We start from the raw sequence: 18347 nt of genomic DNA, 5'->3' as shown, positions 1-18347 counted from the left end.
ATTATCATTTTTTACTTAAAACAATTGTATTATAAGAAACTTTAATGTATTATCAATTACGTAGAATAATTAATAAGCAGAAAGGACTTATATTATGAGTAAATTTATCAAAAAAGATAATTATCAAGTGCCAACCGATCGTGACCATCAGTCGCGTGACAATCTAGTAAAGTTACATAAACGTTGGCTCAAGATCACTGCCGGGAGTGCCTTAGTGGCTTCTGGAATTTTTGCAGTGGGAACATTTAACAATCCTGTTAGTGCCAACGTCCAGACACAGCCCACTAGTCAACAGCAAAATGAGACGTCGAATGCCGTTTCAACTGATCAAAATCAGGTCAACCACGACAAGACGGCTGTAAACACCGACCAAAAGAACGAAGCCTCCGACTCTCAAGCCGTCAACAATCAACAGGGTGTGGTGAATAAAGACCAAACCGCAGTTGATCAGGCCCAAAAAGAAGCGGCCGATGCCACTCCTTCTAACATCAAAAAGACCCAGGACCAAATTAATCAGGCCGGCAACGACGTTAAAAAGGACCAAAGTCAAGTTGATAATGATCAACAGGCCGAAAATAACGCTCAAGACGCGGTTGATAAAGCCCAAAAGAATGCCAACAGCGCTCAACAGGCTCAAAACCAAGCCCAAAACGACGTTAATAACGACCAGAATCAGTTAAACCACGATACTGATGCGCAAAATCAGGCGCAAAGTGCCGTTGACAACAACGAACAGAGCACCAAGGACGCCCAACAAAAACAAGACCAGGCTAAGCAACAAAAAGCGGATACCCAGACCACGCTTGATAACCTAGACAAGTGGCAAGCCGCCACCAAGAAAAAGCATGACGAGGCCGAAAACAACGTTAAACACGACCAAGATGCCGTCAACAAAACGAACCAGGACATTAGTAACGCGCAAGATAATATTAGTTCGTGGAACTCAACCCTTAGTGACGCTCAAAGTCAATTAAACGACGAAAAACAGTCTGAGAGTGCCTTTGAGCAGAGTATTCACATTCCCGCTGGCATGACCTTACAGGGTTTTCAGCAATGGAAACAACAACACCCAAACGAAAACGCCTCCGACTGGTTCAACCAGTTTGATAATGCGGCAATGGCCGCCAACCACTATCAACCGAGTGACATTGCGAAACAGGATTATGTCTACGTCGAGTCTAACAGTAATGGCCAGGAAACCCCGCAATTTACCAATAATCAACAACTCGAAATGGCAGAATACGTCCAATGGCTCATTAATCAAATCCACAAACAGTTTGGTACCACGGACATTGAAATCGGTGGTTGGAGCATGAACCAATTCATTAACGACTTGATGAACGCTTATAATCAAGATGATTGGAATATTAATAGCCAAAATGGTTATGACGTCAACGCCATCAACAATTTGGCAGCCAAGTATGGGCTGAAAGTTTACCCCGGAGCGGACGGTTATGAAATCGTTACCCCTGGTGATTTGACCTTTGACAATTACACCACTATGGATACCATCTACTCCAAACTTTACAGTATAATTATGAACTTGCTGTTTAATGACAGTAAGGCATCGGATGCCCACGAGATGAGTCTTTTAGGTCTCGACCCGCAGACCGGAAACGTCAATAACGACAAGTACCTTGGCATCGGCGTTGATAACTACGGTCAAATTCACTTTGTTTTGATTAGCCCAAGTCAAATTCAGGATTCAACTAAGTTTAATGTAAGTGATACATTTATCGCGAGCCCCGAAAAACTGGAACGCCAAATCAATGACACGGACGAAGAAATCTCGGACTGTAAGGGAGCAATCAAACGTAATCAACAAATTCTACAAAACTTACAAAACAAACTAGGACGCTTGACCAATCAATTAGCTAACGATGAAAAGCAAGTTACCCAGTACAATCCAGCCCAATGGTCCGCTAACATTCACAAGGCCAAGACCGAAATCAACGACTTAAACAAGCAGATTGCTCAAAAGCAACAAATCATCGACCACAACAACGCTGCCCTTCCTGGCCTGCAGAACAAGTTAGCTCAGGCTAAACAACGGGTCGCAAACGACGTCAACCAACTCCATAACGATCAAAGCAAGTTGCAGAAGGCAACGGCCGCAAACGAACAGGCCCAAAGTGATTTAGACAAGGCCACCCAAGACCTCATCAATAAACAAAAGGCCCTTGAAAAAGCAGAAAAGCAATTGCAAGATGACCAAGCTAAGCTAGCTTCTTTACAAAAACAACTGATTAATTACCAAAATGAAGCCAATAGCTTAGCGAACGCCAAGGCCAAACTTGCCAACGATAAAGCAAAGTTAGCCGACCTTGAAAAACAAGCAGCCGCTGATCAAGCCGCTTTGGACAAGGCTAAGAGTGACCTGGCAAAGGACCAAGCCGCATTGGCTCGTGACGAGCAAGCTGCTAACCAAACTAGTGGTCAAAACACGACCAAAAAGGCGCACGCTCAAATCATTAACCACGCCATTGACAGGGCCCAACGGACCACGAAACCACGGGCAGCTTACATCAACCACGCGGAAACGGTTCGTCCTGAAAGTGCCCAGACCAACACGTCCAGCGTAACCCCATTAACTGAAGTTAAGTACCGAATCAGTAAACAAGCCGGTGCTCGTTTAACCACCTCACCGCTTGCTTATCGTCAAACCACTGGAGTTAACAATCTGACGAACCAGAAGCAGGGAACTTCAAACGTGACCCTTCCTCAAACCGGCCAATCAAATACCACTTGGTTATCAATCGTCGGACTTCTCACCGCTCTGACGGGGATCTTTGGATTAGCTGACAAGCGCCGTAAATACCTCAAATAATCTTTCACACATTGAAATACTAATAAGCCCTAGTGATGATCACTAGGGCTTATTTTTTAATCGTGCTAATAGGATTTTATTTTAAATAATCGAAATTCATGAAAAATTTCTCCTTAAAGTCCGTATCTAAATAATGAACTAACAAAAAAGGAGAAATATTATGGAACTAAATGAATTACCACTGAATTTATCTGAACCACTTAAGCGAAAGATGCGCAACGAATTTGCGGTCGACATCAACTCGATTTTACCGTCACAGGTGAACCGGAAACTGACCACCTACTCCATTAACTGGAACTCGGTCCTGTTGCTCATCAATTTAAAGGACGCCCACAACCAATTTGATTCCCTCGTGAAACAAACCACCAACGTTCTGACGAAGGAGCTGTGGCAAAAGAACCACCTGTCCCTTGCAAAAATCAAAGCGCTGGCGAGTCACTGTCAGATTAACAAGAACATCCCGTACGTCCGAAATGACGTCCAACTCCTACGCTTAAAATCCATTGACCACTGCAAGCGCAACACGTCGTGGGTTGCCTATCACAACCTCAATCATGTGATTCGTAAGGGTGACGACCGCCTGGAACTGTACTTCAACGACATCGTCACTCCGATCTATCTGGACGGCTCTTTTCCCTTTATCAAGAAACAGGAGGAGTATTCATACAAAATCAGAAGTCTGGAGGAAAAAATATCCAGACTGGTGAATAACTTGTTTGGCTGTCAAGATGGTGGTAATTCTAACCATCACGGTCCGCTTTCAGGTGGATGCGGATGGGAAGACTTAAGTAATCTATTGAAATGATTTAGTAGTCTTTAACGTACCGAAACTCACGATGATACCTGCGACCAGCTAACTTCTGCGCTAGTTGCTTACTACGATAGAAGTGACCACCCTCGTTCATGTCAACGATCGGATTCATCCCGTTGTTCACGTACGTCAGCATGTCAACGTGGTAATCGTCGACTTTTTGCCGTCGTTCCTGGAGGTAAATCCCGTCACCAGTTGATTGCGTCCATCCGTACAGATTAACGGTGGCCGCCCTTCCCTTTGGACCGGATTGCCACGGAATGTAACTCATGTTGCGTAACAACGACCAATTTTCGGTCTTTTTTATGTAACTGTTACTGAGCTTAGTGCGATTGCTGATTTCTTTAAAATGAGGCTTATACTTGGTTTGATGGATTGTGACACGATATGTATCAGGCGTGGAGTCGGCTCCATAAATAGTCGCCGAACTCGTCTTTTTCGTGTTGCGGATCACACTGTATTGATTAGTTTTAGTCGAATACGAGTACCAGGTCCCGCGGAACTTTGCTGGAAAACTGGCCATACTCATCCCTTTACTGGTCTGTTTCTTGTGAGCATGGTGGAATGCGGCAAAACCCGTGCCAGCTAAGGCCACCACTAACAGTACTAATGCTCCAGTAATGATGAAATACCTTTGCTTTTTCATGGACCCCTCCTAGTTAAAATTAAGTAATTAATGTTAATGAATAATCATTACAGTTTAAGCATAGCGCACTGAGGATTGAAGTGCTAGGTAAAATCGTCATTATACAAACTTTTGAAGGGGGGGAATTACTAATGAGACTTAGAAAAGTTGGAAATAAAAATGTGATTACGATTCCAAAACGATTTAACTATCCTGAAGGCACTGACTTTGACATCAGAAAAGAAAGTGATGGCTCTTTAAAACTAACGCCTAAGCACCGAAATCCATTTGAAGGATCATGGTATCTGGATGGATTAGATGAAAAACAAAGGAAAGATTTTAGACAAAAGGAAGAGTCTGGGAAAGCAATGGGAAGGGAAATAATTAAATAAATATTTACTGGTAGAATATAAAAGACTCACATCGTTTTTATATCGATGTGAGTCTTTTTACTTATCTAGAATTCGCTCAGTTACCAAGCCAGTTAATGCTATTCATTGATGGTTACCTTGGTAACTTGTTTTACCAGCAATTGTATTGCAATATTATACTACTAATGAAATAATCAATAGATTCACAAATAAAACATCTCTATACCACATATAATAAGGAGTGAAGTGAAAGATGACAGAAGAACAACAAAAAGAAGCAGACACACTTGTAATTATCGGAAATGGGTTTGATTTAAGTTTAGGATTAAGTACGAGATTCCAAGATTATTTTGAACATAATACTGACGAAAACTTTAATAAAGAAAAGGATGAATTCAATAACATATTAAACAATTTATTTGAAGTTACTACAAAAAATCCAAATAACAAAAATGAAAAGGAAATTTTTACTGAAGTAGAACAAACATTCAATAAATTTAAACCATCAATTTTAAGTTTTTGGGATTTATATTTACTATTATTAAAATATTTAAACAATAAATTGCCAAATTCTCCATACGAATTCAATAATTGGAAAAATGTTGAATCACAAATAGGATCTTTTTTTGGTAAAAATTCAGAAAATAATAAAAGTAAATCTCAAGATTATAAAAAAAATGATTTTAATATTTTTATCAACAACCAAGAAGAAATTGACAATAAAAAATTAATTGGAAATTTTGCATATTGGAGATTTCAAAAACCGCTACATGACCATGACAAAAATCTTTCTTACTTCATTGATGATTTCAAAGGAATGATATTACCTTTTTTACTCAAAAGAAAAAAAGGTTTTCATTATAATTCTCCTTATAATATAAGTAAATATAAACCCTACGTAGATGATCAGAATACTTATAATGAATTATTTAACCAACTTAAAAAATTTGAAAATAATTTCAAAAAATACATTTCTACTCTTAAAATAAATCCCACAATCTACAATGAATATTTAGATAAATTAACAAAAAATCCTAACGATTTAAACGAAAGCAAAAATTACAATGTTTTAACATTTAATTACACACCAATTATAAAAAAAGACGATTCATATATAAGTAAAGTTAGACACATTCATGGATCAGTACTTCCAAATAATAATTATTCCAACCATCCAATTATAATAGGTATTGGAAGTGAAGATATAAATCCAGACAGTAGTGTTTTCCCATTTACAAAAACATACAGAGTATTATCCGAAAGCTTTAACAAATATGAAGACTTAATTGATGAAAATATTAAAAAAATCGTTATATTTGGACATTCTTTAGGTAATGCTGATTATTCATATTTTAAATCAATCTTTGAGACTACTCATTTATACAATTCAAACGTAAATTTAACATTCAAATATTCACTGAGTTATGCAAGAAAAAATAATTATCCAGACAATATTATTCCTAAAGAACAACTAAAGATTGTAACTCAATTATTAAACAAATATGGTCAAGAGTTAAACCCAAGTGATGGAAATGATCTTATGAATAAGATGATGATTGAAAATAGACTCCATATACTTGGAGTGTAGACAATATGGAACCATTATCATAAAAAATAAGTTCTAGTACCAAATACGAAATGTTATAAAAGAATTAGACATTTTGTGTAAATTTATACTCTCAAGGATTTATACTAATATTCAAACGGTTTAAATTTTTTTCTTGCAGTAATTTACTTATTAATCTAAATTTTAAATGTATTTAAATACTTGATACAAAAAACATCATATAATTATTAGATTTAAAATTGTCATCACTTGTTTATTTCTTTTAATGTTTTCCCACCTTTAACATGCCCAAGTGTTAATCCATTGGCACTACTTTTATAAATTATTTTTGCGGCTCTTGATGGTGAATGAAATTTATAATCAGACTGAAAAATATCATTTTTAATAATATTAGATTCTTCTAATTTTTTTAATAGATCAAAGTCATCAAATGATTGAGCAAATCCTAGACGGGAGAGCTTAGATCCCTTTTTTTACTGTCAAACTACCATCTTTATTATAAATTCCAACTGCAAGACTTTCTCTTCCATTCATGTATAGATAACTATCATGATGATTATTTTTGCTAAAAACTGAAAATCCAAGAGATTTTAATAAAAGGTCAATTTTTTTAAATATATTTTGCAAGTCATATCTTCTTGATTCTTCAACAAAAGACTTATGCGGAGTATTTCCATTATATAATTCCATAACATTTGATTTTTCTCCTTTTTGATACATCAAGTTTTCTAGATACTTAATGTCAGCCTTAGATAATTGATGATTTTTGTTATTCACTACAAATGCAACCGCAATTGTCAACCAAGGTTCATTGTTTAAATGTTGAACCAAACGACGTCCAACATTTTCTGCTTCACCAATATACACAGTCTGTTTATTTAAAGAACTATTGAATAATGTGTATACACCATTCCAACTTAATTCTTCTCGACTTTGAATTAATCTTTTTAATACGTCTCTTGGTATATAAAATGCTTGAATCGTTTGACTTGTTATCTCTGATATTCTAAATCCACTGGGATCTCTATCCGGAAAGAAAGTTTTAATAGTAAATGGTTCCAATTATTCGTCCTCAATATTTCTTATTTGGTTTAAGATTATAAGTTTACGTGTATTCCGTCAAATAAATTTATTAATAAAATTTCTTGTGGAACAATATTGTGAAAGAATTTATTAGCTCACAACGATAAAATCCATTACGTTCATTGGCAGCGATAATATTTTCAGTTTTAGATAATAAATCTCCAATAAGTATTTGTTCATTAACGGAAGGAATAAATATATTTTGTTTCAAAAAGTCTCGAACTACTAACTCATTCATCATCGTTCCTGCTTTTGTAGATTTAACTAAGATTTTTTCCATCATTGGTTCATAGTGAATATATTCCTTCCAAAATTTTAATGGATACTTATTAACAGGACGTAAACATATAAATCTTGGTGACATAATACCATCACCAATATCATTCAAAACAAATCTTCCAAATGAAAAATATTTGTTTGTATGACCTTCAAACGCAATATCACCAGTTCTTAAAACTTTATATTTATCCATAGATGATAATGCAGCACCATTTCCACCTGACTTAAATTTCATTTGTGCAATAGAAATAGTCTTATCATTGTTAAATTTATCCTCATTGCGTTCATTATTATTTTTATATAACGCACTTAACTTACGCTGCTCCCAAACTAAAGCGCATATTTGCTTTGTGTATTTAGCTTACTTTTGGGAGCAGCGTAAGTTAAATACTCTTTATAAGAAAATTAGTGAAAAGAATACTAAAGGGAAATTTACAGAAGATAATATAATTTCAGTAGCGGAAATGTATTTTAAAGATGTAAATCAAAAGTCATCGACTCAATATATGAAAACCTATAATATTTTTAGATTAGGTGATATTGCATTCGAAGGGAACAAGAGTAATAATTTTTCCTTTGGAAGATTCGTTGAAAATGATATTGGAGATGGAATTGTTTCACATGTTTTTGATGTCTTTAGACCAATTAGTGAATATAATTTAAATTATTGGAAATATTATATTCATTACGAGCCGATTATGAAAAATATACTACGAATGTCAACGACAAAGGCAACTATGATGACTAATTTGGTAGCTAAAGATTTTTTGAGACAGAAACTTTTGATACCCAATATTGAAGAACAGAAAAAAATTGGAAAAATTTTTACTAAAATAGATAGCGTTATCGCTGCCAATGAACTTAAGCAAAAAAGCATCCATACAGAAAAATATGGATACTTTTTTAAGTTTTTAACTATTTAATTTCACAATCTAGATCAAACTAGCCAAATGTTTCATGACTTTATCATTATCCTGATTTTCTAACTCCTGAATAATATGAAGATATGTTTGTTGCGTTGTCGTCATATTAGAATGTCCCAGTCTTCTCGCTACCGAAGCAACGCTAACACCAGCATATAATAACAAAGACGCATGAGTATGACGTAATCCATGGACCGAAATAACAGGAATATTAACTTTCTTACACAATCGTTCTAACTTATGATTAATCGTATCGTTATAAACTTTACCATGAACGAAAACTGGCTTATCTTGCGGTAAATTCTTCGTTAGCTGAGAAAATTGGATTACTGTTTGCCAATCTAGAGGTATCTTTCTGACTGAAGATCGATTTTTTGTTGGTGCATAGCCACCTTCAGCTGACTTATAATTCCATGTTTTACTTATATTAAGTGTCTGATGAGCAAAATCAAAGTCCTCTGGAGCAACTCCTAAAGCTTCTGCAAACCTTAATCCTGTCTTAGTTATCAATAGAATAAAGTAATCCCAATTAACTTCAGAACCTAAATCTAATGAGTTTAGAAGTGCCTGTAATTCATATTGATGTAAATACTTAGTCTTGTGTTTCCGTTGTTTCACACCCTTAATAATCGCTTTTCTTGTGGGATCACGATCAATAAAATCCTCTTCTAATGCATCAATCAATGATCCCTTTAAATGCCGATGAAAGTCCATCGTTGTTTGTCGTTCATGACTTTCAGCATAATCATTTAAAAGTTGTTGATACGATAATCTACTAAGGTCTGACAACAATAGTTCCGGTGCCAATTTTACCAACTGCTTATGAGTCATAATGTACTTTTCATAAGTAATATCCCTTACCGCATCTAACTTATATAACCTCATCCATTGATAAAAATATTCGTGAAACTTTACATCCTGTGCCATTAAAGCACCTCCATAAAAAATAAGTCGTTAGAAAGCTAACGACTTATTTTATCCTAAAGGTTTCACTCACCAGGATCGTAATTCACATTTTTTTGGCATTTATACGTATTTTTTAAACAAACATGTTTTGCATCAAATATTTCTTCAGATTTTTGAGTTCATCGATCCTACGTTCATTGGCAGCGATAATAGAATCAAACATTGAAAATAGATTTCCAATTAACTTCAGTTCTATTTCATTAGGTACAAAAAATTTCATAGATTCTAAATCATTGTTTGTAATTTGATTTATAGTAGCACCAATACATTTATTTACTTCTTTTTTGAATAAATTAGTACTTAAAAGAACATTAATAAATTTTCCATTACCTCTTAAACCAGTCATAAAAGCGCCAATAACTGTATTATTCATTTTATTACGTATAATCGCATGCTTCCCAATTAATGAACGACTCCCATTACGTACAACCATAATAACGTCGTTTGTATTTACATTAGAAGAATTCACTACTTTATTGTCAACAAATACGTTGTCATTTAGTACTACATGGTCATTCGAGACATTTGAGGAACGTAAAACTAATGTTCCTCTATCTCTAATATCTCTAGGTGAATACGTTAATCCATGAAATAAAGTTGTGATTTCCAATAACTTACGCTGCTCCCAAGGGTCAGTAAATCCCTTAAATCTCCAATTTTGACTAAAAATTCGTTGCATTAACAACTTTTTTAGTCGCTTTAACTGTTCTAATTTACGTTCATTGGCAGCGATAAGTGAATCAATATCAGAAAGAAAAATACCGATCTTTAATTGTTCTTCTATAGTTTTTGGCATACTAGTTACTATTTTTTTTAAGTTTTTTTGACTTATTCCTTTGGCCGTTCCACCAGAAGATATTTTCATAATTTGTCGTTGGAATAGGTTAGATCTTAAGTATTGTTCAAAAAACTCATTATTCACTTTGAATTTATTTGTTTTAAATGCAATTATTCTCTGACTTAATATATATTTTTTATTATCAGGAACCAATGTGACATTTCCAGCTGGGGCTTCTGTAGTAAGAAGAACATCACCAGCATTAAGTTCTTTGTCCCCCATCCATTTTTTATAAAGATTATCATCAGCAAAGTGTGCATCTACTAAGTTATCAATATATCCATTTTTTACATTTAAAGCTGAAAGAGCAAGAATATTACCATTATCACTCCATTCCAACCCAATCTTTTTTGGTGTCTTACCTCGATGATCCAAGACATCGTCTAAATTGTCATAGAACTTACGCTGCTCCCAAGGATCAGTAAATCCCTTAAATCTAATTTTTGGAGTCATTTCTTCATTTTTCATTTAAACAGCCCCTTAATTTGCTCAAGCTGCTGTTGAGCGACAGCATCCTGACCCACAAGATCGTCCAACATTCCTGATACATCAGTCTCTAGTCCACTAATTTCCTTATCAGTAGATTGAATGTCTGATACTAATTTATCAACATCTACGGGTGGTTCTTCCTCAAAAGTATCAACATAACGCGGAATATTAAGGTTAAATTCATTCTCTTTAATTTCGTCTAAGTCAGCCTTATGAGCGTATTTATCTACGTCTTCTCGTTTCTTATAAGTTTCAACAATCTTATCAATGTCTTGTTGACGTAAAACATTTTGATTCTTGCCCTTTTCAAAATCACTTGAGGCATCAATAAAGAAGATATCTTTATTACTACGATGCTTAGAGAATACCAAGACAACCGTCGGAATTGAAGTTGAATAGAAAAGTTTTGCTGGGAGTCCAACAACAGCATCTAAATAATTTTTTTCAATCAAAGTTTTTCTAATGGTACCTTCAGCTCCTCCGCGGAATAGAACCCCGTGTGGTAAAACAATTGCCATCTTACCTTCGTTCGATAAATGATAAATAGCATGCAGAACAAAAGCAAAGTCAGCTTTCGACTTAGGTGCTAAACGACCAAAATCTCTAAAACGTGGATCTTTCATCTTTCGTTCATTATTATCCCAATGGGCAGAGTAAGGTGGATTAGCAACCACAGCATCAAAGTTTCGCGGATGATCGACACCATCACTGTCCATTCCATCTGGCCAATCCATTTCTAGTGTATCAGCGTTTCGTAGATCCATATTTTGGTACTCCACACCATGCATCATAAGATTCATTCGTGCCAAGTTATAGGTTGTCGTGTTTAATTCTTGTCCAAAGAAACTAACTCGGCCTTCATAACCCTTATGTTTTAACACATCTTGAACAGTCAAAAGAAGCGAACCAGAACCCATGGCAGGATCATAAACCGTAAACTGATGATCAATTCCATTAAAGTCAGAAGTTGCTAATTCTGCCAACAATTTGGAAACTTCATGAGGAGTATAAAACTCACCCGCTTTTTTACCAGAACTACTAGCGAATTTAGCAATTAAATACTCATAAACATCCCCAAGAATATCGTGCCCGTCTGCATCATTATAGTTAAATTTATTAACCATTTTAACGATATTGTTAAGAGCACGGGCTCTAGAACTCATGTTATTCCCTAGACGAGAATTGTTAAGATTCATATCAGTAAAGATGCCACTGAAATCTTGGCGAGCTTCCTTATTGATCTGAGCGTTTCGGTTAAAATCGTCAAACATTTCTTGAAAGTCAGTGGCAGTAATTGTGCCATCTTCAACTTTTTGATTAATCGTAGCCCAGGTATATTGGGGTGCAATGGCATATCCAAGTGAATCGGCAGCATCTTCCAAATAATCCTTTAAGCTATCAGGATCTTCTTTAACAGCTTTTACATATGCGTCATTGATGGTTTCACCGTCTTGTAAATCAAATAAATCAGCATTTTTTTGGTATTGTTCCTGACGTTCAGATAAATAACGGTAGAACATAAAACCCAGGATGTAGTTCCGATATTCACTAGCATCCATATTCCCACGAAGCTCATTCGCCATCGCCCATAATTCAGAAGTTATATCTTGTGCTTCTTTTGTTTGTTTTTCAGCCATTATTTAGTTCCTTCTCTATTTTTAATATTCTTGAGTTAAATTATCTGCAAATTTTTCTACTGCTTTACGTAAGTTAATTCTGTATTTAATCCTTGAAAGTGACTTAACTTCTGGATCAATGGCATCTTGCTGATAATAATTTTGAGCTAAATTAATAATCTTTTTTAATTCTCCGTTATTATCAAGATCATCATTCCCATAGATATGACGATCTAAGATCTTATTAAACAAATCTTTAGTTCCATCAGCATCAACAAATCCATACTTTTGGCGAAATTTTAAGATCTCACTTCGTCGTGATAGGTCTTCCTGATTATCCATCAAATCTTTCATGTCATCACCTTTTAAGGGATAAGCACCAAGTTTAGATTTATCGATTTCATCATTTTTAATTGCTTCAGCAGTTCGTTTGATTTTTTGAGCATATTTTTCATCAACTTGATTGGCGATATCGTTCAATTTGTTATATGTTTCTACAGCCCCATCTTCGTCTTGGTCGTTGACTTGATTGGCAAGTTTAGCCAATAATTCTCTAAGGTAATCGTAATCAACATCAATTTCATTAATATGTTCCATTTTAAAGTCAATCTCAAAATCAGGATCATCTTTTTTAAATGTATTCTTTAATTCCCGTTGGATCTTAGTGGTTAATGCAACCTCCTGGTCTTCAGAAATACCAAGCTGATTTAATAAATCATTTGGATGATCATAATCGTACTCGTCGTACTGTTTCAAAGCTACAACATTATTATTGTATGTCCTTAATAACTTTAAAGTCTCTTTATCCTCATCACGACTAGGTGAGATATATTGAAATCCATTGGTTAAGGTATCTAACTTATCAACCACATCAGACGTTTCAGTGATCATGTCCTTATAATCAGGAAGGATTACAGCCTCATCTGCTTCTTCATCCATTGGAAGTTTGGTTTGATAATTAGCAGAATCTTTGTTGGCATATACCGCTAGTGCATCATTCATTAAATCTTCAGACAGCTTGGGCCAACGATAATTAACAATGCGTCCGAACCATTTGTAGTTAGAGTCTTGAATCCGATTAGTTCTGGAATAAGCCTGAATTAAATTAGCCCCGCGTAAAGTTCGATCGACATATAACGTATTTAATGTAGGGGCGTCAAATCCAGTTAAAAGTTGATCCACTACAATTACTAGCTCAAGATAATTACCATCTGAAACACTACGATTTAGTCGTGACATCACATCTTCACGGTATTCTTTAAAAGTGGTGTCATCAAAATTTGTCCCAAACGTTTGATTATATTGTTTTATAGCATCACGTAAATTCCGATTAGTTTCTCCCATATTATCTTTGTTGGAATTGTCGTTACTAAAAGTTACCGCGACTTTTAATGGATGATCAGAATTAGCCGTTTTCTTAGTAATTGCATCATAATACATTTTAGCCATTTTAGATGATGAAGCCATCCCACCAACATGAGTAGTCAAAATGGCACTATATTGGTAATTCACAGAACGATTCTTCCACTTTAAAAGAATATCATCAACAACCTTATTAATGTGATCTTCATTATAATCATAAACACTACTTGATACCTGATCATCCATATCAGCTTGAGTTAGATTATCAATCTTATTGTCAATTTTTTTTTGCGACCATTTGGGATACTTCTGTCGATAGAATTCAGGTAAATACTGGGTTCTTAGAATTGATTCTGGCAAGGTAGTATTAAAGTCAACTTTAAATCCAAGCACATTATGGTCGGCAATCGCCTGACGAATGGTATAAGCATGAAGCAAATCACCAAAAATTTCTCGAGTCGTGGGTCCATCACTTTTACCATTTTTATCAGCAAATTTTGGCGTTCCTGTATATCCAACCCATTCAGAATGTGGAAATGCATCTTTAGCACGTTGCAACATATCACCACTAGTGGAACGATGGGCTTCATCGACGATAAACAAAATGTTTTTATCAGGTAATTTGGTTTTTCTTTGAACTAATTTATCTAGCTTTTGAATCGATGTTACAACAATTCCATTACCGTTACTTTTCAACTTTTTAGCTAAATCTCTGACGTTGGCAGTATTATCAACTACTCCATTTTTATTATTATCATCACTATCAGGATCATAAGCGGAATAACTTTCAGCCGTTTGTTGCGTTAAAGCACGCCGGTCAACAATGAAGACGACTTTATCAACATTAGGGAGACGTGAAGCTAACCAAGCTGTTTTAAAACTACTAATGGTCTTACCTGAGCCAGTAGTGTGCCAAATATAACCTAATTTTTGGTCTGCTTTTTCAAAAGTTGCCGTTTTTAGTTTATTGATGACACGTTTTGTAGCATAAACTTGATAAGGACGCATGACTTTAATACTTTGATGACCTCTAGATCCGTCTAAAATCATGTAGTTGGTTGCCATTTCATGAGCCATGGGAATTGATAGTACTCGATTACTAAAATCACGCCAGTTTAATACTGGCTCATTATTACTTTCTTTTTCCCATTGAAAAGCAAAATCCGTATTAAAATCATCGTACGTAGTATTAGCCATGTATCGTGTTTCATTGGGTGTCATTCCCACTAGGATTTGAAGCGTCGAAAAAATATCAGTGTATTGACCTTCATCAATATACTGTTGCATCTGATTAAATGCTTCTTTAACGGGATGATCAGCTCGTTTTTCTTCGATTTGAATTATAGGAAGACCATTAATCAACATGGTAACGTCAAAACGACGATCTCTTCTTCCAGAGATCTTCGCAGGTCTCTCAATTTGGTTAACGATTTGATAAATATTATCTCCGGCACCAATTTGATCCTGTTTAAAAACAGTTAAAATAGCCTGTTTTCCATTATCTAGATCAACACTTACTTCTGACTGGCCGTTAAAACCATACAAAAAACGACCTGCCATGTATGGAGTATGAAGATCCTCAATTTGCCGTTTAACTTGAGAAAACTCATTATTACTTAATGGCTTATCTAATTTATCTTGATTATGTTGTTCAAGAATCGCTTTGAAATTATTCCATAACTGCTCAGTCGTTTTAATATTAGGATCATATTGCCACTGTTTATCGTTTCCAATTTTAGTTAAATGATCAATTAGTTCATCTTCAAATCCTAGTTCTGATTTCATAAAAAAGTTCCCATCCCATAGTTCTAAAAATTGTTTATATAATGAATATTATCACTAAATCATTGTTTACTTAAGCTAATTAAAGTGATTACAAAGAAAGTGTATCAAATTTATTTACAGTAATATACAATTATCGTATTATAATTATATAGAGAATTAAAAGGAGGAATTCATCATGGGTGTAAAACCATTAAATAATACTATTTCTGTAAATTCATCCAAAGAATTTAATAAAGTTTCTAATATACTTGTTCCTTCTAAACGCACTAGAAAAACTCAAAACTATAAAAATAGTGTAAATCAAGCAAAAAAGTCATTGCAAAAAGCATTATTCGAAAATATAATTAATGGAAAATAATTGTTCAATCATAGATTTAAATAGTTCTATGGTAAATAGTAAAGAATTAATGAATTTTAACTGCGGGATAGAGCAATTAAATAATTTTATAATAAATGATGCAATAAACTCTGATGCACATTACCAGACAAATACTGAATTGTTTATTGATAAAAACATTAGCGAAAAAGTAATCAGTGGTTTTTGCACAAATAGTGTTGGATCATTAAGATTAACTACAAATTCCGACAAAGATAAATATAAGTCATTAAGTCCAATTAATGACCAAGAAACTATAAATGGTTCTCACAAAAACTTTATATTACCAGTTTTGAATTTAATGTATTTAGGTGTAGATAAAAGTGCTCAACAAAAACATATTGGTACTACTTTAATTCTAAATCTATTTAAAAACTTATTTTGGTCTTATACTAAAAATCATTTAGGAATATCTGGAATATATTTAGAAGCTTTGCCAAGTGCATCAGAGTTTTATGAGATGTTTGGATTTGATTATCTATGTGATGCAGATAAGTGGGATTATAAGCCTAATATTTATCCAATGTTTATACCAATAACTAAGATAACTGATATCTTGTAAATAGATAGAAAAAGATCGAAACGGTTGTATTAACCGTTTCGATCTTTTTCTATCTATTTCATTCTATACACTTTACTCTCATATGCCCTCAACTGCTTACCAGCATCATCAGCGTAATTTCCAATCAACTTTTCCGCACCATCAGGCACATAATAGTCACGTTCTACCTCGTGATCAGTGAAATTACTGATAACCAACAAAGTTTTATCTTGATAATGACGCTTGTAGGCAAAGGCTTCCTCATCGTTTGGGTCTAGCAGTTCAAAGTCTCCTTCAATGATAATTGGATTATTCTTTCGTAGTTCAATTAACTTCTGGTAGTAAGCAAAGACCGAGTTTGGATCATCAACTTCATCCTTCGCGTTAATTTCTTTGTAATTTGAATTTACCGCAAACCAAGGTGTCCCAGTGGAAAAGCCAGCATTCCTGGAATCATTCCACTGCATCGGTGTTCTCGCATTATCCCGAGACATATGAGCCAGATAGCTCATCATTTTTGTTGGTGAAACAATCTTCTCCTTTTTAACAAATTGGTCGTAAGCATTAATTGTTTCAATATCTTCATACTGACTCAAGTCTTCTTTGTGGGCATTCGTCATCCCGAGTTCTTCACCCTCAAAAATGTATGGTGTTCCTTGCATCATGTGGAGTGTCGTTCCCAGCATTTTAGCAGCCAACTTCCGATACTCTGGTTTATCAGTCGCAAATCGACTAACAGCTCGTGGTTGGTCATGATTACTCCAGTAAAGTGAATTCCATCCCTTACCGTACAACTTAGTTTGCCAATTATTGAAGACCCGCTTCAAATCAGTCAATTTTACGGGCTGGTCGTTCCATTTATTCAGTCGTGTGTCAGGATTAGGTGTCAATTCAACGTGTTCAAATTGAAAGACCATGTTAAGTTCATGTGCGTCAAAACCAGTATATTCTAGTGCCTGTTCTGGATTAGTTCCTGACATTTCACCGACCGTCATGATGTCATATTTCGATAAGACATCGGTATTCAATTCATATAAGAATTCGTTCAAACGTGGTCCGTTCAAGACCCCTGCACCAGGAGCGGAGTACTTCGCATTCTCAGGTTTGGGCATGTTGAGCAGTCCTTTTGGTTTTGAAATCAGGTTAATGGCGTCCATTCGAAAACCGTCGACACCCTTATCCAACCAGAACTTCATCAGGCTTTTGACTTCTTCTCTGACTTTGGGATTCTCCCAGTTCAAATCAGGCTGTCCGTCGGCAAAGAGATGCAGGTAGTACTGACCCGTTTGTTCATCGTACTTCCACGTTGAACCGTTGAAAAAGGAACCCCAGTCGTTTGGGGCGTGACCGTCAACCGGATCACGCCAGTAGTAGTAATCACGGTACGGATTGTCTTTTGATTTGCGACTTTCCTTAAACCACTGGTGCTGATCGGACGTATGATTGACAACTAAGTCCATCACAATTTTAATGCCCAGTTCATGAGCTCGGTCTAATAACTTCTGAAATGACTTCATGTCGCCGTACTTCGGATTAATCTTCCGATAATCTGAAATATCATAACCGTTATCTTCTTCTGGTGACTCATAAATGGGATTAAGCCAGATGACATTGGCACCCAACTTTTTAATGTATGGTAACCGTTCTCTAATGCCGTCTAAGTCGCCGACCCCATCACCGTTACTGTCCTGAAAACTCTGCGGATAGACCTGATATACGACTGCTTTTTTCCACCATTGCTCTTTTTTCATTCCTTTTCACCCCACAAATCTGAATATCATTATCATTTATTTCAGATTACCATACAACTCCCACTTGTTCAGCCCTTCGGTAACAATTAAATCAAATAATTATTTCACAGAATAAAAAGTCTTGCTTTAATATTTGA

General features: G+C 35.2%; 15 protein-coding genes and 1 pseudogene. 7 read left to right on the top strand and 9 right to left on the bottom strand.

The window, feature by feature from the left end; all coding sequences use genetic code 11:
- Positions 1-94: 94 nt before the first annotated feature.
- Together AC6UDD_RS05900 and AC6UDD_RS05895 are read left to right on the top strand one after the other, a co-directional pair.
- Positions 95-2827 (top strand): SEC10/PgrA surface exclusion domain-containing protein, encoded by a 2733-nt coding sequence (locus AC6UDD_RS05900; RefSeq protein ID WP_500719597.1) that lies wholly within the window; start codon positions 95-97, stop codon positions 2825-2827.
- Between the two features lie 160 nt (positions 2828-2987).
- On the top strand, positions 2988-3632 hold the full coding sequence (locus AC6UDD_RS05895; RefSeq protein WP_500719594.1) for a hypothetical protein: 645 nt from the start codon (positions 2988-2990) through the stop codon (positions 3630-3632).
- A gap of 1 nt (position 3633) precedes the next feature.
- On the opposite strand, the gene AC6UDD_RS05890 is transcribed toward AC6UDD_RS05895, so the two are convergent.
- Positions 3634-4284, bottom strand: a complete 651-nt coding sequence (locus AC6UDD_RS05890) for a hypothetical protein (protein ID WP_500719592.1) — start codon at positions 4282-4284, stop codon at positions 3634-3636.
- A gap of 131 nt (positions 4285-4415) precedes the next feature.
- On the opposite strand from AC6UDD_RS05890, the gene mazE reads away from it, so the two are divergent.
- Together mazE and AC6UDD_RS05880 are read left to right on the top strand one after the other, a co-directional pair.
- The gene (gene mazE / locus AC6UDD_RS05885) at positions 4416-4655 is read left to right on the top strand and encodes a type II toxin-antitoxin system PemI/MazE family antitoxin (RefSeq protein ID WP_500719590.1); all 240 of its coding nucleotides are present in this window, start codon (positions 4416-4418) and stop codon (positions 4653-4655) included.
- Positions 4656-4887: 232 nt separating this feature from the next.
- Positions 4888-6222, top strand: a complete 1335-nt coding sequence (locus AC6UDD_RS05880) for an AbiH family protein (RefSeq protein ID WP_500719588.1) — start codon at positions 4888-4890, stop codon at positions 6220-6222.
- 224 nt (positions 6223-6446) lie between these two features.
- Here AC6UDD_RS05880 and AC6UDD_RS05875 read toward each other — a convergent pair.
- From AC6UDD_RS05875 to AC6UDD_RS05865, 3 genes and pseudogenes are all read right to left on the bottom strand, one after another.
- Positions 6447-6626, bottom strand: a pseudogene (locus AC6UDD_RS05875) (DUF4357 domain-containing protein); the annotation flags it as partial.
- A 34-nt stretch (positions 6627-6660) separates the two neighbouring features.
- The gene (locus AC6UDD_RS05870) at positions 6661-7263 is read right to left on the bottom strand and encodes a GIY-YIG nuclease family protein (RefSeq protein WP_500719586.1); all 603 of its coding nucleotides are present in this window, start codon (positions 7261-7263) and stop codon (positions 6661-6663) included.
- Between the two features lie 70 nt (positions 7264-7333).
- Positions 7334-7906, bottom strand: coding sequence for a restriction endonuclease subunit S (locus AC6UDD_RS05865; protein WP_500719633.1), 573 nt, complete (start codon positions 7904-7906; stop codon positions 7334-7336).
- On the opposite strand from AC6UDD_RS05865, the gene AC6UDD_RS05860 reads away from it, so the two are divergent.
- Positions 7842-8486 (top strand): restriction endonuclease subunit S, encoded by a 645-nt coding sequence (locus AC6UDD_RS05860; RefSeq protein ID WP_500719584.1) that lies wholly within the window; start codon positions 7842-7844, stop codon positions 8484-8486. The genes AC6UDD_RS05865 and AC6UDD_RS05860 overlap by 65 nt on opposite strands.
- A gap of 9 nt (positions 8487-8495) precedes the next feature.
- Here the strand turns inward: AC6UDD_RS05860 and AC6UDD_RS05855 are convergent, their stop codons facing one another.
- From AC6UDD_RS05855 to AC6UDD_RS05840, 4 genes are all read right to left on the bottom strand, one after another.
- Positions 8496-9413 (bottom strand): site-specific integrase, encoded by a 918-nt coding sequence (locus AC6UDD_RS05855; RefSeq protein WP_500719582.1) that lies wholly within the window; start codon positions 9411-9413, stop codon positions 8496-8498.
- 112 nt (positions 9414-9525) lie between these two features.
- On the bottom strand, positions 9526-10758 hold the full coding sequence (locus AC6UDD_RS05850; protein ID WP_500719580.1) for a restriction endonuclease subunit S: 1233 nt from the start codon (positions 10756-10758) through the stop codon (positions 9526-9528).
- Positions 10755-12416: a type I restriction-modification system subunit M gene (locus AC6UDD_RS05845; protein WP_500719578.1), complete on the bottom strand. Its 1662-nt coding sequence runs from the start codon at positions 12414-12416 to the stop codon at positions 10755-10757. The genes AC6UDD_RS05850 and AC6UDD_RS05845 overlap by 4 nt, the downstream gene beginning before the upstream one ends.
- A gap of 21 nt (positions 12417-12437) precedes the next feature.
- Entirely contained in the window at positions 12438-15542 is a 3105-nt protein-coding gene (locus AC6UDD_RS05840) for a type I restriction endonuclease subunit R (protein WP_500719576.1), read from the bottom strand.
- A 175-nt stretch (positions 15543-15717) separates the two neighbouring features.
- On the opposite strand from AC6UDD_RS05840, the gene AC6UDD_RS05835 reads away from it, so the two are divergent.
- Both AC6UDD_RS05835 and AC6UDD_RS05830 read left to right on the top strand, forming a co-directional pair.
- The gene (locus AC6UDD_RS05835) at positions 15718-15900 is read left to right on the top strand and encodes a hypothetical protein (RefSeq protein WP_500719574.1); all 183 of its coding nucleotides are present in this window, start codon (positions 15718-15720) and stop codon (positions 15898-15900) included.
- Entirely contained in the window at positions 15890-16480 is a 591-nt protein-coding gene (locus AC6UDD_RS05830; RefSeq protein ID WP_500719572.1) for a GNAT family N-acetyltransferase, read from the top strand. The genes AC6UDD_RS05835 and AC6UDD_RS05830 overlap by 11 nt, the downstream gene beginning before the upstream one ends.
- A 53-nt stretch (positions 16481-16533) precedes the next feature.
- Here the strand turns inward: AC6UDD_RS05830 and AC6UDD_RS05825 are convergent, their stop codons facing one another.
- Positions 16534-18210, bottom strand: a complete 1677-nt coding sequence (locus AC6UDD_RS05825; RefSeq protein WP_500719570.1) for a glycoside hydrolase family 13 protein — start codon at positions 18208-18210, stop codon at positions 16534-16536.
- Between the last annotated feature and the right edge of the window lie 137 nt (positions 18211-18347).

It is taken from the genome of Fructilactobacillus sp. X2R1C3 (assembly GCF_059901425.1).
The sequence above is the reverse complement of the archived record's forward strand: the minus strand, read 5'-3'. Positions and strand labels throughout refer to the sequence as shown.